Annotated in this window: 16 protein-coding genes; 9 read left to right on the top strand and 7 right to left on the bottom strand. The window is 70.6% G+C overall.

Features of this window, described 5'->3' with window-relative positions:
• Window positions 1-93: 93 nt before the first annotated feature.
• Together MBA17_RS22415 and MBA17_RS22410 are read right to left on the bottom strand one after the other, a co-directional pair.
• The gene (locus MBA17_RS22415) at window positions 94-2,073 is read right to left on the bottom strand and encodes a tetratricopeptide repeat protein (protein WP_238498505.1); all 1,980 of its coding nucleotides are present in this window, start codon (window positions 2,071-2,073) and stop codon (window positions 94-96) included.
• Between the two features lie 104 nt (window positions 2,074-2,177).
• On the bottom strand, window positions 2,178-2,366 hold the full coding sequence (locus MBA17_RS22410) for a hypothetical protein (protein WP_238498504.1): 189 nt from the start codon (window positions 2,364-2,366) through the stop codon (window positions 2,178-2,180).
• A gap of 119 nt (window positions 2,367-2,485) precedes the next feature.
• Between MBA17_RS22410 and MBA17_RS22405 the strand changes: the two genes are divergently transcribed.
• Window positions 2,486-2,860, top strand: a complete 375-nt coding sequence (locus MBA17_RS22405) for a hypothetical protein (protein WP_238498503.1) — start codon at window positions 2,486-2,488, stop codon at window positions 2,858-2,860.
• Window positions 2,861-3,150: 290 nt separating this feature from the next.
• Here the strand turns inward: MBA17_RS22405 and MBA17_RS22400 are convergent, their stop codons facing one another.
• Together MBA17_RS22400 and MBA17_RS22395 are read right to left on the bottom strand one after the other, a co-directional pair.
• Window positions 3,151-3,723 carry a dihydrofolate reductase family protein gene (locus MBA17_RS22400; RefSeq protein WP_238498502.1) on the bottom strand — a complete coding sequence of 191 codons (573 nt, stop codon included), beginning with the start codon at window positions 3,721-3,723 and terminating at the stop codon, window positions 3,151-3,153.
• Between the two features lie 29 nt (window positions 3,724-3,752).
• Window positions 3,753-4,340 carry an NADPH-dependent FMN reductase gene (locus MBA17_RS22395; protein WP_238498501.1) on the bottom strand — a complete coding sequence of 196 codons (588 nt, stop codon included), beginning with the start codon at window positions 4,338-4,340 and terminating at the stop codon, window positions 3,753-3,755.
• A gap of 266 nt (window positions 4,341-4,606) precedes the next feature.
• Here MBA17_RS22395 and dnaK point away from each other — a divergent pair, with 266 nt between their 5' ends.
• From dnaK to clpB, 5 genes are read left to right on the top strand one after another with little or no spacing between them, the layout of a single operon-like run.
• Complete coding sequence (gene dnaK, locus MBA17_RS22390; protein WP_238498500.1) at window positions 4,607-6,541, top strand: molecular chaperone DnaK; 1,935 nt, start codon at window positions 4,607-4,609, stop codon at window positions 6,539-6,541.
• Complete coding sequence (locus tag MBA17_RS22385; protein WP_238498499.1) at window positions 6,538-7,059, top strand: nucleotide exchange factor GrpE; 522 nt, start codon at window positions 6,538-6,540, stop codon at window positions 7,057-7,059. Before dnaK ends, MBA17_RS22385 begins: the two co-directional genes overlap by 4 nt.
• Window positions 7,059-8,015, top strand: a complete 957-nt coding sequence (locus tag MBA17_RS22380; RefSeq protein ID WP_238498498.1) for a DnaJ C-terminal domain-containing protein — start codon at window positions 7,059-7,061, stop codon at window positions 8,013-8,015. The genes MBA17_RS22385 and MBA17_RS22380 overlap by 1 nt, the downstream gene beginning before the upstream one ends.
• 37 nt (window positions 8,016-8,052) lie before the next feature.
• Window positions 8,053-8,373 (top strand): chaperone modulator CbpM, encoded by a 321-nt coding sequence (locus tag MBA17_RS22375; protein ID WP_238498497.1) that lies wholly within the window; start codon window positions 8,053-8,055, stop codon window positions 8,371-8,373.
• Window positions 8,355-10,991, top strand: a complete 2,637-nt coding sequence (clpB, locus tag MBA17_RS22370; RefSeq protein WP_238498496.1) for an ATP-dependent chaperone ClpB — start codon at window positions 8,355-8,357, stop codon at window positions 10,989-10,991. Before MBA17_RS22375 ends, clpB begins: the two co-directional genes overlap by 19 nt.
• On the opposite strand, the gene MBA17_RS22365 is transcribed toward clpB, so the two are convergent.
• Complete coding sequence (locus tag MBA17_RS22365) at window positions 10,948-11,931, bottom strand: helix-turn-helix transcriptional regulator (protein ID WP_238498495.1); 984 nt, start codon at window positions 11,929-11,931, stop codon at window positions 10,948-10,950. The two genes, clpB and MBA17_RS22365, sit on opposite strands and share 44 nt — an antisense overlap.
• A 566-nt stretch (window positions 11,932-12,497) precedes the next feature.
• Entirely contained in the window at window positions 12,498-13,112 is a 615-nt protein-coding gene (locus MBA17_RS22360) for a TetR/AcrR family transcriptional regulator (RefSeq protein ID WP_238498494.1), read from the bottom strand.
• Between the two features lie 95 nt (window positions 13,113-13,207).
• On the opposite strand from MBA17_RS22360, the gene MBA17_RS22355 reads away from it, so the two are divergent.
• Together MBA17_RS22355 and MBA17_RS22350 are read left to right on the top strand one after the other, a co-directional pair.
• The gene (locus MBA17_RS22355) at window positions 13,208-14,338 is read left to right on the top strand and encodes an FAD-dependent oxidoreductase (RefSeq protein ID WP_238498493.1); all 1,131 of its coding nucleotides are present in this window, start codon (window positions 13,208-13,210) and stop codon (window positions 14,336-14,338) included.
• A gap of 218 nt (window positions 14,339-14,556) precedes the next feature.
• On the top strand, window positions 14,557-15,186 hold the full coding sequence (locus tag MBA17_RS22350) for an alpha-ketoglutarate-dependent dioxygenase AlkB (RefSeq protein ID WP_238498492.1): 630 nt from the start codon (window positions 14,557-14,559) through the stop codon (window positions 15,184-15,186).
• 118 nt (window positions 15,187-15,304) lie between these two features.
• On the opposite strand, the gene MBA17_RS22345 is transcribed toward MBA17_RS22350, so the two are convergent.
• Window positions 15,305-15,880 carry a TetR/AcrR family transcriptional regulator gene (locus tag MBA17_RS22345; protein WP_238498491.1) on the bottom strand — a complete coding sequence of 192 codons (576 nt, stop codon included), beginning with the start codon at window positions 15,878-15,880 and terminating at the stop codon, window positions 15,305-15,307.
• A gap of 49 nt (window positions 15,881-15,929) precedes the next feature.
• On the opposite strand from MBA17_RS22345, the gene MBA17_RS22340 reads away from it, so the two are divergent.
• Entirely contained in the window at window positions 15,930-19,034 is a 3,105-nt protein-coding gene (locus tag MBA17_RS22340; protein WP_238498490.1) for a bifunctional cytochrome P450/NADPH--P450 reductase, read from the top strand.
• Window positions 19,035-19,115: the final 81 nt, after the last annotated feature.

Genomic DNA, 19,115 nt, shown 5'->3' with positions numbered 1-19,115 from the left:
TACGCAGCGGCCCGGCGCCCGCAGGGCCGTCCGATTCGCACGATTCCGCGGCTCGTACGGCGAAGCCGGGTTTCGCAGACGCGCCTGCCGGCGTCATTCGCGTAGGCGCGCGAGGAGACCGGTTGCCTGGGGCGTGAACGACGGATCGTCCGTGGCGATCACCGTTTCCATCAGGTCCATCGCCTTGGGCAGGTCACCGGCCGCCGCGGTCAGCTCGCCGAGCCGGAACGCGGCCTCGGCGATCAGTTCGGCCTCCTCGGTGCGGTCCAGCACTCGCTGGTAGAGCGTGTGGGCCTGGTCCTCGTGGTCGAGCCAGTAGTGCAGCTCGGCCAGGTGCGCGGTGGCCCATATCGCCTCCCTGGGCGTGCCGTGTTCGATGATCTGGTGGTACCACGACTCGGCCTCGGGCACGTCGCGCTGGTCCTTGGCGAGATGACCAAGCCGTTCCGTGGCGGCGGCCCAGGCCTTCCGGCGGTCCTCGGGCATGTCCGTGGAAACGGGCCCGCACTGCCGTACCACGCGCTGGAGCAGTTGCCTGGCGACATCGGTCTCGCCGAGCTTGGCCTGGACCTCGCCGAGTCCGATGTAGGTCCAGCGCGCCGACCAGGGCTGCCCCTCACTCTTGTTCTTCCGCTGTCCCGTTCGGATGGCCTCCTCGTAGGCGGCTCTCGCCTGCGCCCAGTCGCCGCGCAGCCGGAGCATGTCACCCAGGTGCGTCGCGGTCCTGACTCTCCGCTCCCGCGACTGGCCTTCGGCGACGCATCGGCGGTGCGCCTCGCGGGCGGCCGCGATGGCGCCGTCCCGGTCGTTCAGCTTCGCCCTCATCGCGGCCAGGTTGAACGCGGCGGTCGTGGCGTTCCATCCGTCGGAGAGCTCCAGCGCGTGCTCGTACGCCTCGGCGGCCTCGGCGGGGCGGCCCTGCTTGCGATGGATGTCACCGATGCAGTGGGCGACCCGCTCGGTCATCTCGGCCTCGGCGGCCGACGAGTACGCGTGGAGGGCTTCCTCAAGGCGGTCATCGAGGAAGAGTTCGTCCGCGAGTTCGGTGATGAGCCGGCCGTCACGGTCGTGAAGGTCGATCGTGCCGCCCGTGGCCGCGAGTCCGTTCATGGCCCAGGCCGCGTACGGGCGGATCGCGGTGGCGGCGGCCTCCGTCCACATGTCCCTGGCCTCGTCGTACGCGCCCTTCCGGAAACTCACCCTCCCCCGCAGCCACAGCGCGTTCGCCGCCGACTCGGGAGCGCCGTCCAGCCCGGTGAGCAACTCGAGGAGGGGGTGTTCGAGCGGCCGGGTGCTGTCCACGAGTACGCGGCTTCCCAGGCGGCCGGCCAGGCGGCAGGCGCGCGGGTAGTCCTCGCCGCCTACGGCCTTGAGCCGTTCGAGGACGGGCGCGAGAGCGTGCGGATTGCCGGTGACCGAGTAGAGGCCGATCTCGGCGAGCGGGGGAGCGCTGGTGTCGAGCGGCTGCGCGGCCTCGAACGCCTGGCGGATCTCCTCCAGGCCGGCGTCCTGGTCGGCGAGCCGTTCGGCCCGGTGGAGCTCGGGCGTGTCGGCGGGGGCCTCGTCCGGCGGGTCGATGTGCGGCCAGTCCTCCGGCGACTCCGGCCACACCGGATACCACGACGACGTCCAGGTCACGCCCGGCCTCAGGTGCTCGAACCAGCGCGGGTCGGTGACCCGGACGAGGTAGTCCGCCTGGACGAGGCGGTCCTCGCCCGGCCAGCCGCCGCCGTCGGGGTCCGGATGGTCGTGCAGGCGTTGGAGGTCCGCGCCGGTCGGAGTGCGTCCGGTGACCGGGGTGAGCTGCCGGACGTCCTCGATGAACGCGGCGGTCCCGGCGTCGAGCCAGATCCCGTCGTAGAGCTGCTCCATGGTGACCTGGGTCGCGAGCGGGCCGTCCACCTCCATGGCGAAGTCCCAGAGGTGCCGGAGGAACTCACAGTGCTCCCCGTTCAGCGTGACCTCTTCGTGCGGGTCGGAGACGTAGTGGAGGACGAAGATCCGCAGACGGGCGGTCAGCCCGTCGGGGGACATCGCGAGCACACGCGCGCCGAACAACGGAGTGACGGACATCGGGGGGCCTCCAGGTTGGGGACCAACATGATCACATGCGGCCTCGGCCGCAGGGCCCCGGACGATGGCTCAGTCGCGATTCACCCCCTACTGGACCAGATCCTCTAGAGAGGCTCCACCCTGCGCAGGAACCCGCGCGCGTCCAGGTAGTCGGCGAGGGACTGGCGATGATCCTCGCAGGCCGTCCAGACCTTCTCCCGCTCCGGCGAATGGATTTTCGGGTTGTTCCACACCACGGCGTACGCCGCGGTGGCGCGGCAGCCCTTCGCCGAGCAGATCACCGGCTCGCTCATCGCTGTCCTGCCTGGCCTGTGCCGCCGGGAACCGTCGATCTCATGGTGTCAGCCTGTCATGCCGGTTCGGGAAGGCCGTCGGCGCCTGCGACGCCGCTCGCCGGGTTATCTTGGGAATGGTGGAAGAGAATCGGGCACGGCGGGTCGTCGACGCGTTGCGCGAGCGCGGCATCAACGGCCAACTGGCAAGGGTCGGCGTCTACCAGTTCGGGGTCCGGGTGCGGCTCCCCGACGGCCGCGAGGCGGACTGGGACACCGACGGTACGGCGGGCCTGGAGGCGCAGGTCATGCGAAACGGCATGCTCGTCGGCTTCGTGCCGGTGATCGACGGCTCGGAGGACTTCGACGAGCATCAGGTCGTCGACGCCATCGCACGGACCGACTACGACCAGCCGATCGCCCGGCAGCGGCGGGAGGCGCCGCCGCCCGAGCCCGCTCTGCCCCGCGAAGGCGGCCTGTTCCGCCGCTTCCTCGACGGCTTCCGGTACCGCTGACACTCGCCGTCGGCGATCATCAGCGCGCGTGGCCGGAGTCACGGGGAGCCCGCGCGACCGGAGTCACGGCGGGAGGCGGCGTGGCCGGGGGCAGAGCGGGAGCTCGTCCGCGCGGGGTCACCGCATCAGCCCGCGCGACCGGAGTCACAGCGGGAGGCGGCGTGGCCGGGGTCTGAGCGGGAGTCCGTCAGAGCGGGAGCCCGTCCGCGCGGGGTCACTGCGGGAGTCCGCGTGGACGGGCACAGCGAGAGGTGGCGTGGCCGGCGACCGGCCCCGCCACCCCGCCGCCGTCACGCCTCCGCGGCCTCCTCCGACGCCGCCTTCGGGAGCGGGCGGTAGGTGAGGATGATGATCCCCGAGCTGAGCAGCGTGGTCTTCGTCAGCTCCAGCTTCGCCTCGGCGCCGCCCCTGAACATGGGCTCGCCCTTGCCGATCAGCACCGGGTGGATCCAGACGTGATACTCGTCGAGCAGTCCGTTCTCCAGCAGTTCGTCGGTGAGCCGGCCGAAGCCCCAGATGAGGATGTCCTGACCGGGCTCCTCCTTGATCTTCGTCACGGCCGGCACCAGGTCGTCACCCTTGATGATGGTCGTGTTGTTCCACTCGGCCTTCTCCAGCGTCGAGGAGACCACGTACTTGCGGACGCTGTTCGCCTTGTCGGCGAACGGATCGCCGGACATGGACGGCCACGCCTGCGCCATGTTGTCGTAGGTGACCCGGCCCATCAGCATCGTGTCGCTGCCGAAGAGCAGTTCGGCGGAGTATCGGGCGGCCTCGGCGGTGAAGTATTCGCCGGACCAGATCTGCGGGTCGTTCTGGAAGCCGTCGACCGTCGCGAAGGTCGTGGCAATGATCTTCCTCATGGTGTCCTCCGTGGGGGTGTTCAGGTGACTCAGGTCGTGTAGGGCCGCTTGGAGCGGCCCTCGCGCAGCGTGTGGGCCCACCAGGACAACTGGTCCAGCGTGGTCCCGATGACGTGGTTGCACGGCGCGGTCGGTTTGGGCCAGCTGCCGTCGGCGGCGAACTGGTCCCAGTAGCAGGGCAGGCTGATGGCTTCTCGGATCGGGATGGCGTGCAGTTCGGTGAAGACCTGACGCAGCTGGGCGGTCGCGTGCACGCCGCCCGACTCCCTGCCGTAGGAGACGAAGGTGACGGGCTTGGCCTTCCACTCCTCGAAGTACCAGTCGATGGCGGTCTTGAGCGGAGCGGGGAAGCTCCGGTTGTACTCAGGGGTCACCACCACGAACGCGTCCGCCGCGGCCAGCCGGGGAGCCAGCGCCCGCACCGGTGGCGGGACGGCTTCGTCCGGCTCGGTGAGGGTCTCCGGCAGCCCGGCCTCGGCCAGGTCGATCAGGTCGACGTCCAGGTCCGCGCGCTTGCGCGCCCTGTTCGCGAACCAGCCGGCCACCGTCGGGCCGAACCGGCCGTGGCGGGTGCTGCCGATGATGACCGCCACCAGCAGCCTGTCGTTCTCCGACATCTCCCGCCTCCTCGCCTTGCGGCCCCTTGCTCGCCCTGCGTTCCGCTCGATGACTTCACTATGGCCGAGGGGTCTTACGGTTTGTTTCCCGCCGGTTTACGGGTCCCTGCCGAGGGCTTTCCGGCCGCTGCGACCACCCGCTTGGTACGGCCTGACCTGGGATGACGTCAAAGACAATCTCCGCGCGCCACAGGTTCGCCACCAGTGGCCAGGGCACGCAGACCAAAGGGGGCGGAACCGCCGCGCAGCCGCAGGGGAGTCATGTGATGGCGAAGGCAGTCGGCATCGATCTGGGCACGACGAACTCGGTGATCGCCGCGATGGTGGATGGTCAGCCGACGGTGTTGCCGAACGCGGAGGGGGCGCGGACGACGCCGTCGGTGGTGGCGTTCACCGATCAGGGGGAGCGGCTGGTCGGGCAGTTGGCGCGGCGTCAGGCGATCTTGAATCCGAAGGGGACGGTGTACTCGGCCAAGCGGTTCGTGGGCAGGCGGTTCGAGGAGGTGCCGAGCGAGCAGCACGCGGTGTCCTTCGATGTGGTGGAGGGGCCGGAGGGGGCGGTTCGTTTCCAGGTGGGGTCCAAGCAGTACGCGCCGGAGGAGGTGTCGGCGCTGGTGCTGCGGAAGCTGGTGGCCGACGCGGCGAAGTATCTGGGGGAGAAGATCACCGAGGCGGTGATCACGGTTCCGGCGTATTTCAACGACGCGCAGCGGCAGGCGACGAAGGACGCGGGGCGGATCGCGGGCCTGGAGGTGTTGCGGATCATCAACGAGCCGACCGCGGCGGCGTTGGCCTATGGGCTGGACAAGAAGGCGAACGAGACGGTGCTGGTGTTCGATCTGGGGGGCGGCACCTTCGACGTGAGTGTGCTGGACATCGGTGAGGGGGTCATCGAGGTCCGGGCCACCTCCGGGGACGGTCATCTGGGCGGGGACGATTTCGACCGGCGGGTGGTGGATCATCTGGCGGATGAGTTCCAGCGCCAGGAGGGGATCGACCTACGGCGTGATCCGCAGGCGTTGCAGCGGTTGTTCGAGGCGGCGGAGAAGGCGAAGGTGGAGCTGTCGTCGGTGACGCAGACGACGATCAGCCTGCCGTTCGTGACGGCGGACGCCACCGGGCCCAAGCATTTGAACACCACGTTGATGCGGTCCACGTTCGACCAGATCACGGCGGATCTGGTGGAGCGGTGTGTGCGTCCGGTGGAGCAGGCGATGGCCGATGCCCGGCTGACGGCCGATGACCTGGATGAGGTGATCCTGGTCGGCGGGTCGACGCGGATTCCGGCGGTGCAGGCTCTGGTGCGGCGGCTGACCGGGGGCAAGGACCCGAACATGACGGTCAACCCCGACGAGGTGGTGGCGATCGGGGCGGCGGTGCAGGCGGCGATCATCAAGGGTGAGGTCCAGGATGTCGTGCTGCTGGACGTGACGCCGTTGTCGCTCGGGGTGGAGACGCTGGGCGGGGTGATGACGAAGGTCATCGAGCGGAACACCACGATTCCGGCGCGCCGTACGCAGACGTTCAGCACGGCTGAGGACGAGCAGAGCGCGGTGGACGTGGTGGTGTTGCAGGGGGAGCGGGAGCGGGCGGCCGACAACCGGGTGCTGGGGCGGTTCCGGTTGGAGAACATCCGGCCGGCCGCGCGCGGGGTGCCGCAGGTCGAGGTGACCTTCGACATCGACGCGAACGGGATCTTGAACGTCTCGGCGCGGGACAAGGACACCGAGGCGGAGCAGCGGATCACGATCAGCGAGAGCTCGAATCTGGACAAGGCCGACATCGAGCAGATGATCGCGGACGCTGAGCGGCATCGCACGCAGGACGCGCGGTTGCGGGAGACGATCGACGCGCGGAACGAGCTGGACGCGGTGGCGTATCAGGTGGAGCGGCGACTGGGTGAGCTGGGCGAGCAGGTGGCGGTGCATGAGAAGGCCCGGGCCGAGCAGCTGGTGGGCGAGGCGCGGCAGGCGGTGGGTGAGGAGGAGACGCCGCTTGATCGGTTGCGGTCGTTGACGGCGGAGCTGCAGCAGGTCTTTCACGGGCTCGCCGCGGCGGCGCGGCCGGGGGAGACCGGTGTGCCGTCGCAGGGCCGGACGGAGGCCCCCGCAGGGGCCCCCTCAGGGGGTTCTGCGGGCGAGGAGGATGTGATCGACGCCGAGTTCACCACCTCGGACTCCGAGTCGCGTGAGGGCAAATGAGCGGCCGTCCGGATGTGCCCGGGAGCGCCGGCGAGGGGGCCGGAGCCGAGCCGCAGACCGCGCAGGGCGATGCGGGGGAGTCCACGGACGCGAAGCTCGCGGAGCTGGAGGATCGCTGGCTGCGGACCGCCGCCGAACTGGAGAACGTCCGCAAACGGATCGTGAAGGACACCGAACGCTCACGGGCGGAGGAACGGGGCAGGGTGACGGCCGCGTGGCTGCCCGTGCTGGACAACCTGGAGCTGGCGTTGCAGCACGCGGGCGATGACTCCGGCGCGGTCATCGCGGGGGTGCGGGCCGTACGGGATCAGGCGGTGGACGTGCTGGCCCGGCTCGGTTACACCCGCCACGCGGAGAGCGGGGTGCCGTTCGACCCGGCGCGGCATGAGGCGGTGGCGACCGTCGAACGGGACGACGTCGCGCCGGGGACGGTGGTGGAGGTGCTCCGTCCCGGATATGGCGAGGATTCCGCGCAGTTGCGGCCCGCGGTGGTGGTGGTCGCGAAAGAGGCGGAGTGATGGCCGCCCGGCGGGACTTCTACGAGGTCCTCGGGGTGGACCGGACGGCCGGTCAGGACGAGATCCAGCGGGCCTACCGCAAACTGGTGCGCAGCTACCATCCCGACGTCAACAAGGATCCCGCCGCCGAGGACCGGTTCAAGGAGATCTCCGAGGCGTACGCGGTGCTGTCCGATCCTGAGACGCGCCGCAGGTACGACGCGTTCGGGCCCGACTTCCGCCAGGTCGCGCCCGACGTCGACCCCGAGACCTACGCCCGCGCCCGCGCCCGAGCCGGGGCCCGAGCCGGCGCGGGGGCCGGCGTGGGAGACACGGGGTTCGGGACGGGCGGCTGGCGTACGGCGGGCGGCGAGGGGGGCGAGATCGACCTGGAGGACCTCCTCGGCGGCATGTTCCGCGGGCGCGGCTGGGGGCCGGTGCCGGGGGCGGACCAGGAGGCCGAGATCACGCTCACGGTCGAGGACGCCTACCGGGGCGGACGCCGCTCGATCACCCTCCCCGGTCCGGGCGGCCCGCGCACCTTGGAGGTCACCATCCCGGCGGGCGTCACGGAGGGGCAGCGCATCCGGCTCGCCGGCCAGGGCGGCCGCGGCGGCGAGGGGGCGAGGCCGGGCGACCTGTACCTGGTGGTGCGGATCGCCGGGCATCCCCGCTACCGCGTCGAGGGCCGGAACCTCCGCGTCGACCTGCCGATCAGTCCCTGGGAGGCGGCGCTGGGAGCGTCCGTGGCGGTGGACACGCCGGGCGGGGAGACCAAGCTGAAGGTGCCCGCGGGCACGTCGTCCGGGCGGCGGCTGCGGCTGCGCGGGCGCGGACTGCCCAACCCGCGCGGTACGGCGGGCGACCTGTACGCCGAGGTCAAGATCATGGTGCCCGAGCGGCTGAGTGACGAGGAACGGCGCCTGTTCGAACAACTCGCCGGCGTCTCCCGCTTCGACCCCAGGAGCCGACGGTGACCCGTGTCCTGTTCGCGTGCGTCCCTGGGAGGCGGTCGTGACGTATGCGCTCGTTCCGGTCCGGCTGCTCGATCTCGACTCCTTCGCCCACGCCACCGGGTTGCATCCCGAGGTGGTCCGGCGGCTGGTGGCGTTGGGGGTGCTGGAAGCGGTCAGGGACAGCAGGGGCGAGTGGTGCCTCCCCCTCTCGCAGGTGGCCGTGGCGGCGCGGGTGCGGCGGCTGCGTGCGGGTCTGTCGCTGAACTACGCCTCGCTGGGGCTGGTGATCGATCTGCTGGATCGGATCGCCGAGCTGGAGTCGGCGTTGCGTGCCGTCCACGAGGCTGGAGGAGAGCGGAAGTGGATCCGAACCGGTTGACGCAGAAATCGCAGGAGGCCCTGCACGACGCGCAGACCAAAGCGCTTCGTTTCGGGCATACCGAGGTCGATGGCGAGCATCTGCTGCTGGCCCTGCTGGAACAGCCGGAGGGACTGACGCCGCGTCTGGTCACCCAGGCGGGAGGCGACGCCGAGCGGTTGCGCGCGGATCTGACGCAGGAGCTGTCACGGCGGCCCACGGTCAGCGGGCCCGGCGCCACGCCGGGTCAGGTCCTCGTGACCCAGCGGTTGTCGCGGGTGCTGGAGGCCGCCGATCGGGAAGCCGGGCGGCTCAAGGACGAGTACGTCTCGGTGGAGCATCTGCTGATGGCTCTGCTGGAGGAGGGCGAGCAGACCGGCGCGGGGCGGTTGCTGCACGCGGAAGGGCTGACCAGGGACCGGTTCCTGGAGGCGCTGACCTCGGTACGGGGTAACCAGCGGGTCACCTCCGCGATGCCGGAGGCCGCCTACGAGGCGCTGGAGAAGTACGGGCGTGATCTGGTCGCCGAGGCGGCGGCGGACCGGCTGGAGCCGGTGATCGGGCGAGACGCGGAGATCCGCAGGGTCATCCAGATCCTGTCGCGGAAGACGAAGAACAACCCGGTCCTGATCGGCGACCCGGGTGTGGGCAAGACCGCCATCGTCGAAGGGCTCGCCCAGCGGATCGACCGGGGCGACGTGCCGGAAGGGCTGCGGAACAAGACGGTCTTCAGTTTGGACATGGGATCGCTGGTGGCGGGCGCGAAGTATCGCGGTGAGTTCGAGGAGCGGCTCAAGGCGGTGCTGAACGAGGTGCGGGCCGCGGAGGGGCGGATCCTGCTGTTCGTCGACGAACTGCACACCGTGGTGGGCGCCGGGGCGGCCGAGGGCGCGATGGACGCGGGCAACATGCTCAAGCCGATGCTGGCCCGCGGGGAACTGCACATGATCGGCGCGACGACGGTCCAGGAGTACCGCAAGCACATCGAGAAGGACGCCGCGCTGGAGCGGCGGTTCCAGCCGGTGCTGATCGATGAGCCGTCGGTGGAGGACGCGGTGTCGATCCTGCGTGGACTGCGGGAGCGTCTGGAGATCTTCCACGGGGTGGCGATCCAGGACGGGGCGATCGTCGCGGCGGTGGTGCTGAGCCATCGGTACATCACTGACCGGTTCCTGCCGGACAAGGCGATCGACCTGGTGGACGAGGCGTGCGCGATGATCCGCACGGAGATCGACTCGATGCCGGCGGAGCTGGATGAGCTGACCCGGCGGGTGATGCGGCTGGAGATCGAGGAGGCGGCGCTGGCCAAGGAGGACGACGCCGCGAGCCGGGCGCGGCTGGCCGAACTGCGCGGGGAACTGACCGGTCTGCGGGGGCAGGCGGAGGCGATGCGGGCGCAGTGGGAGGCCGAGCGGTCGGCGTTGCGCAAGGTGTCGACGTTGCGGCAGGAGATGGAGACGGTCCGGCGGGAGGCCGAGCAGGCCGAACGTGACTATGACCTGAACCGGGCGGCGGAGTTGCGTCATGGCAGGCTGCCGGACCTGGAGCGGCGGCTGACGGCGGAGGAGGAGCGGCTGGAGAGCCGGCAGGGCGGTCACCGGCTGCTGCGTGAGGTGGTGACCGAGGAGGAGATCGCGGACATCGTGTCGCGGTGGACGGGCATCCCGGTGACGCGGTTGAAGGAGGGGGAACGGGACAAGCTGCTGCGGCTGGACGCGGTCCTGCGCGAGCGGGTGGTGGGTCAGGATGAGGCGGTGCGGCTGGTGGCCGACGCGGTGATCCGGGCCCGTTCGGGGATCAAGGATCCGCGGCGGCCGATCGGCTCCTTCATCTTCCTGGGGCCGACGGGGGTGGGGAAGACCGAGCTGGCGCGGGCGTTGGCGGCGGCGTTGTTCGACACCGAGGACAACATGATCCGGATCGACATGAGCGAGTACCAGGAGCGGCACACGGTGAGCCGGCTGGTGGGGGCTCCGCCGGGTTACGTGGGGTACGAGGAGGGCGGGCAGCTGACCGAGGCGGTGCGGCGCAAGCCGTACTCGGTGGTGTTGTTCGATGAGGTGGAGAAGGCGCACGCGGATGTGTTCAACACGTTGTTGCAGGTGCTCGATGACGGTCGGCTGACCGACGCGCAGGGCCGGACCGTCGACTTCCGCAACACGGTGATCATCATGACGTCCAACATCGGGTCCCAGTATCTGCTGGAGGGGGTGACGTCGCAGGGGGAGATCACGGCGGAGAGCCGGGAACGGGTGATGGCGGAGCTGCGGCGGCATTTCCGGCCCGAGTTCCTCAACCGGGTCGACGACATCGTGTTGTTCAAGCCGTTGACCGAGGCGGAGATCGAACAGATCGTGGAGTTGATGTTCACCGACATCCGGGCCCGGCTCGCCGATCGCCGGCTGGGGTTGGAGGTCACGCCCGAGGCATGCCGGCTGATCGCGTCGCAGGGATATGACCCGGTGTACGGGGCGCGGCCGTTGCGTCGTTTCATCGCCCGGGAGGTCGAGACCGCGATCGGCCGGGCGATGCTCGCGGGTGACGTCCCGGACGGGTCGGTGATCACCGTGGACGCCGTCCAGGGCGAACTGAGCGTCACCTTCCGGGAGCCGGAGTTGAGTGGGTCGCCGCGCGGGTGACGCGGGCGCCGAGCCTCCGGAGGTGGTCGATGAGCTCCGGCGGCTCGTGCACCTCGAATTCGCAGCCGAGCATCACCAGCCGGAACGCCAGCCATTCCAGGGTGTCGGTGTGGCTGTGCAGCCGGCAGCTTCGCTCGTCGATCGGCTGCACGTCGCCGGGGGCGTCGCCCACCCGGCCCGCGACCTCCTCGGCCGGGGCGCGCAGGGTGGCCACCGCGCGGTAGGTGGGCGCCAGGCTGTAGAGCTTGCTGGTGACGTACTCGGCCGCGTCCTCGGCGGGCAGTTCGCGCGGTGCGGTCCTGACGCCCGTCGGCTGCGGCGCGGTGACACGGTCGGCGCGGAAGATCCGCCAGTCGTCCCTGTCGTTGTCGTAGGCGAGGAGATACCAGCGGCGGCCGGTGGCGACGAGCCGGTTCGGCTCGACCAGGCGTCCGCTCTCGGCGCCGTCGCCCGCGCGGTAGCGGAAGCGGAGGCGCTCGTGGTTGGCGATGGCGCCGGCCAGCACGGTCAGGATCTCGGGATCGACGGGATCGGTCGAGGTGGTGGAGGCCATCTGGACCGTGGCGGCGGTCAGGTTGCCGACCCGGCGTCGCAGCCGTCCGGGGAGCACCTGCTCCAGCTTCGCCAGTGCGCGCACCGAGGCGTCCTCGATGCCCTCGACCGGATGTCCCGCCGCCGCGCGCAGACCGACCGCGATGGCGACCGCCTCCTCGTCGTCCAGCAGCAGCGGTGGCATCGCCGTGCCCGCGATCAGCCGGTATCCGCCGATCGCGCCCATCGTCGCCTGCACCGGGTAGCCCAGGTCGCGGAGCCGCTCGATGTCGCGTCTGATGGTGCGCGGGCTGACCCCCAGCCGTCCGGCCAGCTCACTCCCCGGCCACTCGCGCGGCGTCTGGAGCAGGGAGAGCAGATTCAGCAGCCGGACCGGGGTGTCGCTCATGAGGTACAGGATGCCAGCCATCTGGGTCAGGAACCGACCTACATGCCGCGTGCCCGGTGGGCGAGACATATGCCGTGCCCAGTGGGTGAGGCGGTCGGTGTTCAGGCCGGGGCGGCCTGCGCCTGCCGTACGGTGGCGGAAATGCTGAGGGCCGGCGGATTGCTCCGCCGGCCCTCAGTTGATTCGGCTACCACCACCAGAAACGCCTACGCCTACGCCAGCCGCATCCGAAGCGGCGCCGACGGCGGCAGCGCCACCCACAGCGATCCGCGCTGGTCGGGAACAGGTTGATATTCATCGAACCCCCCTAATCGCCCTTTCACGGACAAATAGGACGCTAGCACCTTAAGTCACATAGGACCCTAAAAGGGCGATCAATCAAAGCTCGATGTGGTTTGCCGGATGTTAGGGAATCCTTTCGATGACAAACTGCGCAGAAAGCGCGGTCACGAATTGCCTTGGCGAACGGCTTCACCGTAAAGAGGGGACTTGTCGAGCGTCACGGGACCACACGACGATCCGGCCCCGCGTCGCCCGCTTCCTGCCGCCCTCCGCCCGCGCGTCGCTCAGTTGTCCGGGCCGGCCAGTCCGTGTAGCACCAGGCTGGTGAGGGTGTCGACGATCTCGGTGTCGGTGAGTTCCGGGCCGTGCTCGCCCGCGGTGAGGAGCGAGTAGCCGAGCATCGAGAGCATCGCCCCCATGGCGGCGGCAACGAGCGTCGGATCGCCCGGCAGGGGGTGGCCGCGCTCCTGGAGCCACTCCAGGTGATCGCGGAAGGTCGCGGTGTCCTCGGTCAGCCGCCGCCACGCGCGGCCGGAGCCGGGGTCGTCGGTCATCGCCGACTGGAACAGGGCCACCACCACGGGGAGGTGGTCGCGGAAGACCGACCACGTGATGGCGATGTGCTCGCGCAGTTGGACGGGGTCGCTCAGGTCGTGGTCGCGCGGGTGGTCGCTCGCGGCGACCTCGGTGTCGGCCTGGTCGTGCATGTCGGCGAGCAGTGCCTGGAGCAGTGCCTCCTTGCTGGTGAAGTGGTCGTAGAAGGACCCGGTCGCGCGCCCGGCGGCGGCCGTGATGTCGCCGATCTTCGTGTTCTGGTAGCCGCGTGTGACGAACAGGCGGCGGGCCGCGTCCTTGAGGGCCGCCTCCGTCTCGGCCGCCTTCGCCTTGCGCACACCCATCGGGCTCCTCCCTTGACGCCGATCTCCCGTCTCATCATACTGAGCGCAGATTCGCTGAATGTTGATTCGGTGAAATGAGATTCAGGGAGGCTCTGATGGACGTTGTGGTGGCCGGCGGAGGCGTGGCCGGGGCCGCGTGCGCGATCGCGTTGCGGCGGATCGGCGCGCGGGTCACGGTGTACGAGGCGTACGAGGACCCGGTGGGCCAGGTCGGTTCGTTCGTCAGCCTGGCCGGCAACGGCCTGCGCGGGCTGGAGAGGCTCGGCTGCCTTGAGGCGGTCCAGCGAGCCGGGTTCCCGGTCGCCAGACAGCGGATGTGGGCGAGCTCCGGCAAACTGCTGGGAGACGTGCCCCGGGGGCGTCGCTCGGCCGACGACCTGCACGGCATGACGCTGATGCGTGGCGAACTGGTGCGGACCCTCCGGGCGGCGGCGTCGCGTGGCGGCGCCCGGGTGGTCACCGGTGAGCGGGTGACGGGCTCGGTGGCGCGCGGCGACGGGGTCCGGGTCACGCTCGAAGGAGGGCGTGAGATCGGCGCCGACCTTCTCGTCGGCGCCGACGGCCTCTGGTCGCCGACCCGGAAGATCCTCGACCCCGCCGCGCCCGCGCCCGTCTACGCGGGCATCTGCAACGTCTCCGGCGTCGCCCGAGGTCTCGACCTGGAGCCGGGCGTCTTCAACCTCGTGTTCGCCGGGGCCGGCGCCTTCCTCCACGTCGTGGCGCCCGGCGGCGCGGTGTGGTGGAGCGCGCAGGTGAACTGCGCCGAGGAGCCCGATCCCACCGCCGTCGCCGACCTCGCCCGGCTCGCCGAGTGCTACCGGACCGAGCGCGTGCCGTCGTCGATCCTGCGTGCCGCCACCGAGGTGCACCGCCCGACGCTCAGCCACGTGCTGGCTCCCGCGCGGGTCTGGCGCGACGATCGGATCGCCCTCGTCGGCGACGCCGCACATCCGGTGGGAGCCGGTCAGGGCGCCTCGATGGCGATCGAGGACGCGGTGGTGCTGGCCAGGTCGCTGGCGGCCGCGAGCACGGTTCCCGACGCGCTGGCCGCCTACGAGCGGGCGCGCCGCCCACGCGTCGCCAAGGTGGCCAGGATGGCGGAGGACAACCGGGACGCCAAGGTCGCCGGGCCGGTGAAGCGGTCCCTGAACGATTTGTTCATGCCCTTCTTCATCCGCCACTTCTACGAGCGGGCCACCGGCTGGCTCTATGCCTACCAGCCCTGAACACGCCCATCCATCAGGCGTGTCGGACGAATCTGGGCATGACAAAGCCGGTCGCGGCATGGCCGCCGCCGGTCTACAGGGCCGCGAGTGCACCCTCCACGACGTCCAGCAGGGTGTTCCGGTCGCCCGTCACCTTCGCGAGCGCGCGCAGGCCGTAATAGGTTGAGCCGCTTCCGATGCGCCATTTGATCGAATGTGTGTTCGTGTAGGGTTGGAGTATGACGGGTTCTTTTCAGGGCTCGCTGCTCGACTGGTGTGCGGAGGTCGGTCCCGGCCCTCTCGGTTCGTCGGTGCGGCGCACGGTCCTCGCGCACGGTGCCTGGATCGACGTCCGGCCTGGCTGGATGGCGGGCGCCGACGAGCTCTTCGACCGGCTCGTCGCGGCTGTGCCGTGGCACGGTGAGCGACGGCACATGTACGACCGGGTGGTCGACGTGCCCCGGTTGCTCAAGTTCTACGCGGAGGGTGAGCCCCTGCCCGATCCGGCGCTCGTCGAGGCCCGGCGTGTCCTCGACGAGCACTACGTGGAGGAGCTGGGCGAGCCGTTCCGCACCGCCGGGCTGTGCTTCTACCGTGACGGCCGCGACAGCGTCGCCTGGCACGGCGACACCACCGGGCGCGGCAGGACCGAGGACACCATGGTCGCGATCGTCTCGGTGGGCGCTCCCCGCTCCCTGCTGCTCCGCCCGCGCGGCGGCGGCCCCGCCCTGCGCCACGATCTCGGCCACGGCGACCTCATCGTGATGGGCGGGAGTTGCCAGCGCACCTGGGAGCACGCCATCCCCAAGTCCGCTCGGGCGACCGGCCCCCGGATCAGCGTCCAGTTCCGCCCACGCGGCGTCCGCTGACCGGCGGGCGTGCCGCGGGCCCCCGTACGGGGTGGGCCTGCGCCGGTGGCGTTGCCCGTCCACCGTGTGGTTGCGGGCGGTGTACGGCGAGCGGTCCGCTCGGCGGCGGGGATGGGTCTCAGGTGGCCGGCGAGTGGCGGTGGGAGAGGCCGGCGAGGATGATGTCGACCGCGATCTCGAAGGTGCGGTCGACGTCCTCCGTGCCGGCGCGGAACCCGATGGTCTGGTTGTTCTCGGCGGTGACGAAGCCGGAGACGAAGGCGAAGAGCGCCTCGCAGGTGGCGTCCAGTTCGGTGGCGGGCACGCCCGCTGCCAGCAGGTTGCGGGTGAGCACCTGCCACACGCCGGACTCCTTGTGGAGCGACTCCGGATGGGAACTGATGTAGCTCCACAGGGCCGGGTGGAGTTTGGCGAGGCGGCGCTCGGCATGGCCGAGGGCGCGCAACTGGTCCTGCCAGGGGGTGCCGTCGTCGGGTGGGAGTTCGAGGCGGTTCGCGGCCATGGCGCAGAGCTGGCTGATCAGAGCGGTCTTGCTGTCCACATGGTGATAGAGCGACATGGGGTTGACGTCGAGCTCGGCGGCCAGCTTGCGCATCGACAGCCCGTCGACACCGCCCTCGTCGACCAGCCGGAGGGCGGTCAGGTAGATCTCCTCGGTGGAAAGGGCCCGGCCTCTTCGCGCACTAACTGCCATACGGCGTATGCTAGCGTCGATATACAGCGTATGGCTAGAGGAGGTCCGTATGACAGTGACCGAGATTCCGGCTCCCCCAGGGCTCCCCATCGTGGGAAACGCCTTCCAGATCCCGGCCCACGCCCCCACCGGCTACCTCGATGAGCTGGCCGCGCGCCACCCCGAGGGCCTCTACCAGCTCGACCTGCTCGGTCAACGGGTCCTGTTCGTCTACGACCCCGGCATGGTCGCCGAGGTGTGCGACGAGAGCCGGTTCCGCAAGAAGATCCAGCCCCCGCTGTCGATCGTCCGCGACTTCGCCGGCGACGGCCTGTTCACCGCCGGCCCCGAGGAACCGGTCTGGGGGCACGCGCACCGCATCCTGATGCCGGCGTTCAGCCAGCGCTCGATGAAGGCGTACTTCCCGCAGATGCTGGAGGTCGCCGACCAGCTCGTCGCCTCCTGGCGGCGCAGGCAGGGCGAGGATCTGAACGTGCCGGACGACATGACCAGGCTCACCCTGGACACGATCTCGCTGACCGGGTTCGACTACCGTTTCGACTCCTTCGAGTCCGCCGAGCTGCACCCCTTCCTGCAGGCCATGGGGCGCACGCTGACCGAGGCGATGCTGCGCGACCGGCAACTCCCCTTGGTCACCAAGCTGAAGCGCAGGCAGGAGAAGGCGTACCGGGCCGACATCCAGCTGATGCGCGACCTGGTCGACGACGTCATCAGGCAGCGCAGGGACGCCGGCGACCGGAGCACCCGCGACCTGCTGGGCCTGATGCTGGGCGCGTCGGACCCGCGCAGCGGCGAGCGCCTGTCGGACGAGAACATCCGGAACCAGGTGATCACCTTCCTGATCGCCGGCCACGAGACCACCAGCGGGCTGCTCTCCTTCGCCCTGTACAACCTGCTGCGCAACCCGCACGTGCTCGCCCAGGCGTACGCCGAGGTGGACCGGCTGCTGCCGGGGGACGCCGCGCCCAGCTACGAGACGATCGCCAAACTGGACGTCATCCCGCGGATCCTGGAGGAGACGCTGCGGGTCTGGTCGCCCATTCCCGCGTTCTCGGTGACGCCCTTCGAGGACACCACGATCGGCGGCTACGCCGTGCCCGCCGAACAGCCGGTCGTCGTGTTGCTGTCTCCGTTGCACCGTCATGCGAAGGCCTGGGAGCGGCCGGACGAGTTCGACATCGACCGTTGGCTCCCCGAGAACAAGGCCGCCCACCACCCGGCCGCCTACAAGCCGTTCGGCAACGGCGAGCGGGCCTGCATCGGCCGCCAGTTCGCCCTCACCGAGGCCCGGCTCGCGCTCGCGCTCATCCTTCGCGACTTCGCGATCTCCGATCCGGACGCCTACCGGATCCGGGTGAAGGAGACGCTCACCATCAAGCCCGACGGGTTCACCGTACGCGTGCGGGAACGCAAGCCGCAGGAGCGGGCCATGCCGCAGGCGTCGCCGGAGGAGGAGACCGAGCAGGTCGAGGTCCAGGTGACCGGGGTGAGTCTGGCCGTCGCCTACGGGTCCAACCTCGGCGCCTCGGCCGACCTCGCGGAGCGGCTGGCGGAGCGGGCCGGGCGGTCGGGCTTCGCGACCACGCTGATGACGCTGGACGAGCTGGCCGAGTCCCCGCCCGCCGACGGCCTCCTCGTGGTGGTCGCCTCCACCTACAACGGCAAGGCCCCCGACAACGCGCAGCTCTTCGACGCCGCCGAGTTGTCCGGCCTCGAAGGGGTACGGCTGGCGCTGCTCGGCTGCGGCAACACCCAGTGGCCCACCTACCAGGACTTCCCGCGCCGCGCCTTCGACAAGCTCACCGGGGCGGGCGCCGTGCCGCTGGTGGAGCGCGGCGAGGCCGACGCCGACGGTGACTTCGACGGCGACGTCTCGACGTGGACGGCGGCGCTGTGGGCGGCCCTCGCACAGGAGTACGGCACCGCCGCGCAGGACCTCGGGCCGCGCTACGAGATGGACGTGATGACCGAGGCCGACGTACGGCCGGCTGTCGTGTCCCCCCAGGCGTTCGGGCTGACGGTCCTCTCGAACGAGGAGCTGACCGGCGACCCCACAGGGCTGTGGGACTTCTCCGTGGAGGCCCCCAGGCCGGGGGTGCGCTCGATCGTGGCCGCGCTGCCCGAGGGGGTCACCTACACGGCGGGCGACCATCTGGCCACCTTCGCCAAGAACGACCCGGCGCTCGTCGACTGGGCGTTGCGGTGCCTGCGCGTACCCCGCGACCAGGTCGTACGGCTGCGCGCGCGGGGCGCGACCCATCTGCCGGTGGACACGCCGGTGACCGCCGGGCTGCTGCTCACCGAGTTCGCCGAGCTCCAGGAGGTGGCCACCCGGGCGGATCTCGCGACGCTGGCCGAGCACACCGGGTGCCCGTGGACGCGTGGCGAGCTGGCCGCGCTGGCGGAGGACTACCCGGAAGGGATCCGGGCGAAGCGGGTCTCGGCGCTCGCGCTGCTGGAACGGTTCCCCGCGATCACCCTGCCGCTGCCCGTCTTCCTGGAGATGGCCGGGCCGATCAGGCCGCGCTACTACTCGATCTCCTCCTCGCCGCTGGCCGACCCGGGCCTGATCCGGATCACCGTCGGCCTGGTCGAAGGGCCCGCCTGGTCCGGCGCCGGCGAGTACCGCGGCATGTGCTCCGCCTACCTGGCGGGACTGGAGGAGGGTGACGTCTTCTACGGCTACATCCGGGTTCCCGCCCCCCCGTTCCGTCTGCCCGCCGACCCGGCGACCCCGGTGATCCTCGTCGGCCCCGGCACCGGCTTCGCCCCGCTGCGCGGCTTCCTCGAGGAGCGCGCCCTGACCGGCGCGACCGCTCCGGCCAAGGTGTTCTACGGCTGCCGCCACCCTGATCACGACTGGCTCTATCGGGCGGAGATGACCGCGCTCGACGACGTTCACCTGGCGTTCTCAGCAGTGCCGGGGCATCCGCACCGTTTCGTCCAGGACGCGGTGACCGCCGACGCCGACGGTGTGTGGGCGCTGCTGGAGCGGGGCGCGCACGTCTACGTCTGCGGCGACGGCCTCCGGATGGCGCCCGCCGTACGGCAGGCGCTGGCCGGAATCTACCGGGACAGGACCGGCGGCGACGGCGAGGAGTGGCTGCGGCGCCTGGAGGAGGAGGGCCGCTACCAGCAGGACGTCTTCGCCTGACCGGCAGGAGATGGCGTAGGCTGAGACGGCGTTTCAGGGCGCACCCGGTCCGCGGGAAGGGCACAGCCCACCTGATCACGT

This window comes from Dolomitihabitans soli, assembly GCF_022213955.1.
Classification (GTDB): Bacteria; Actinomycetota; Actinomycetes; order Streptosporangiales; family Streptosporangiaceae; genus Streptosporangium_A; species Streptosporangium_A soli.
Note: the sequence above shows the minus strand (reverse complement) of the source record. Positions and strands in the feature narration are given on the sequence as shown.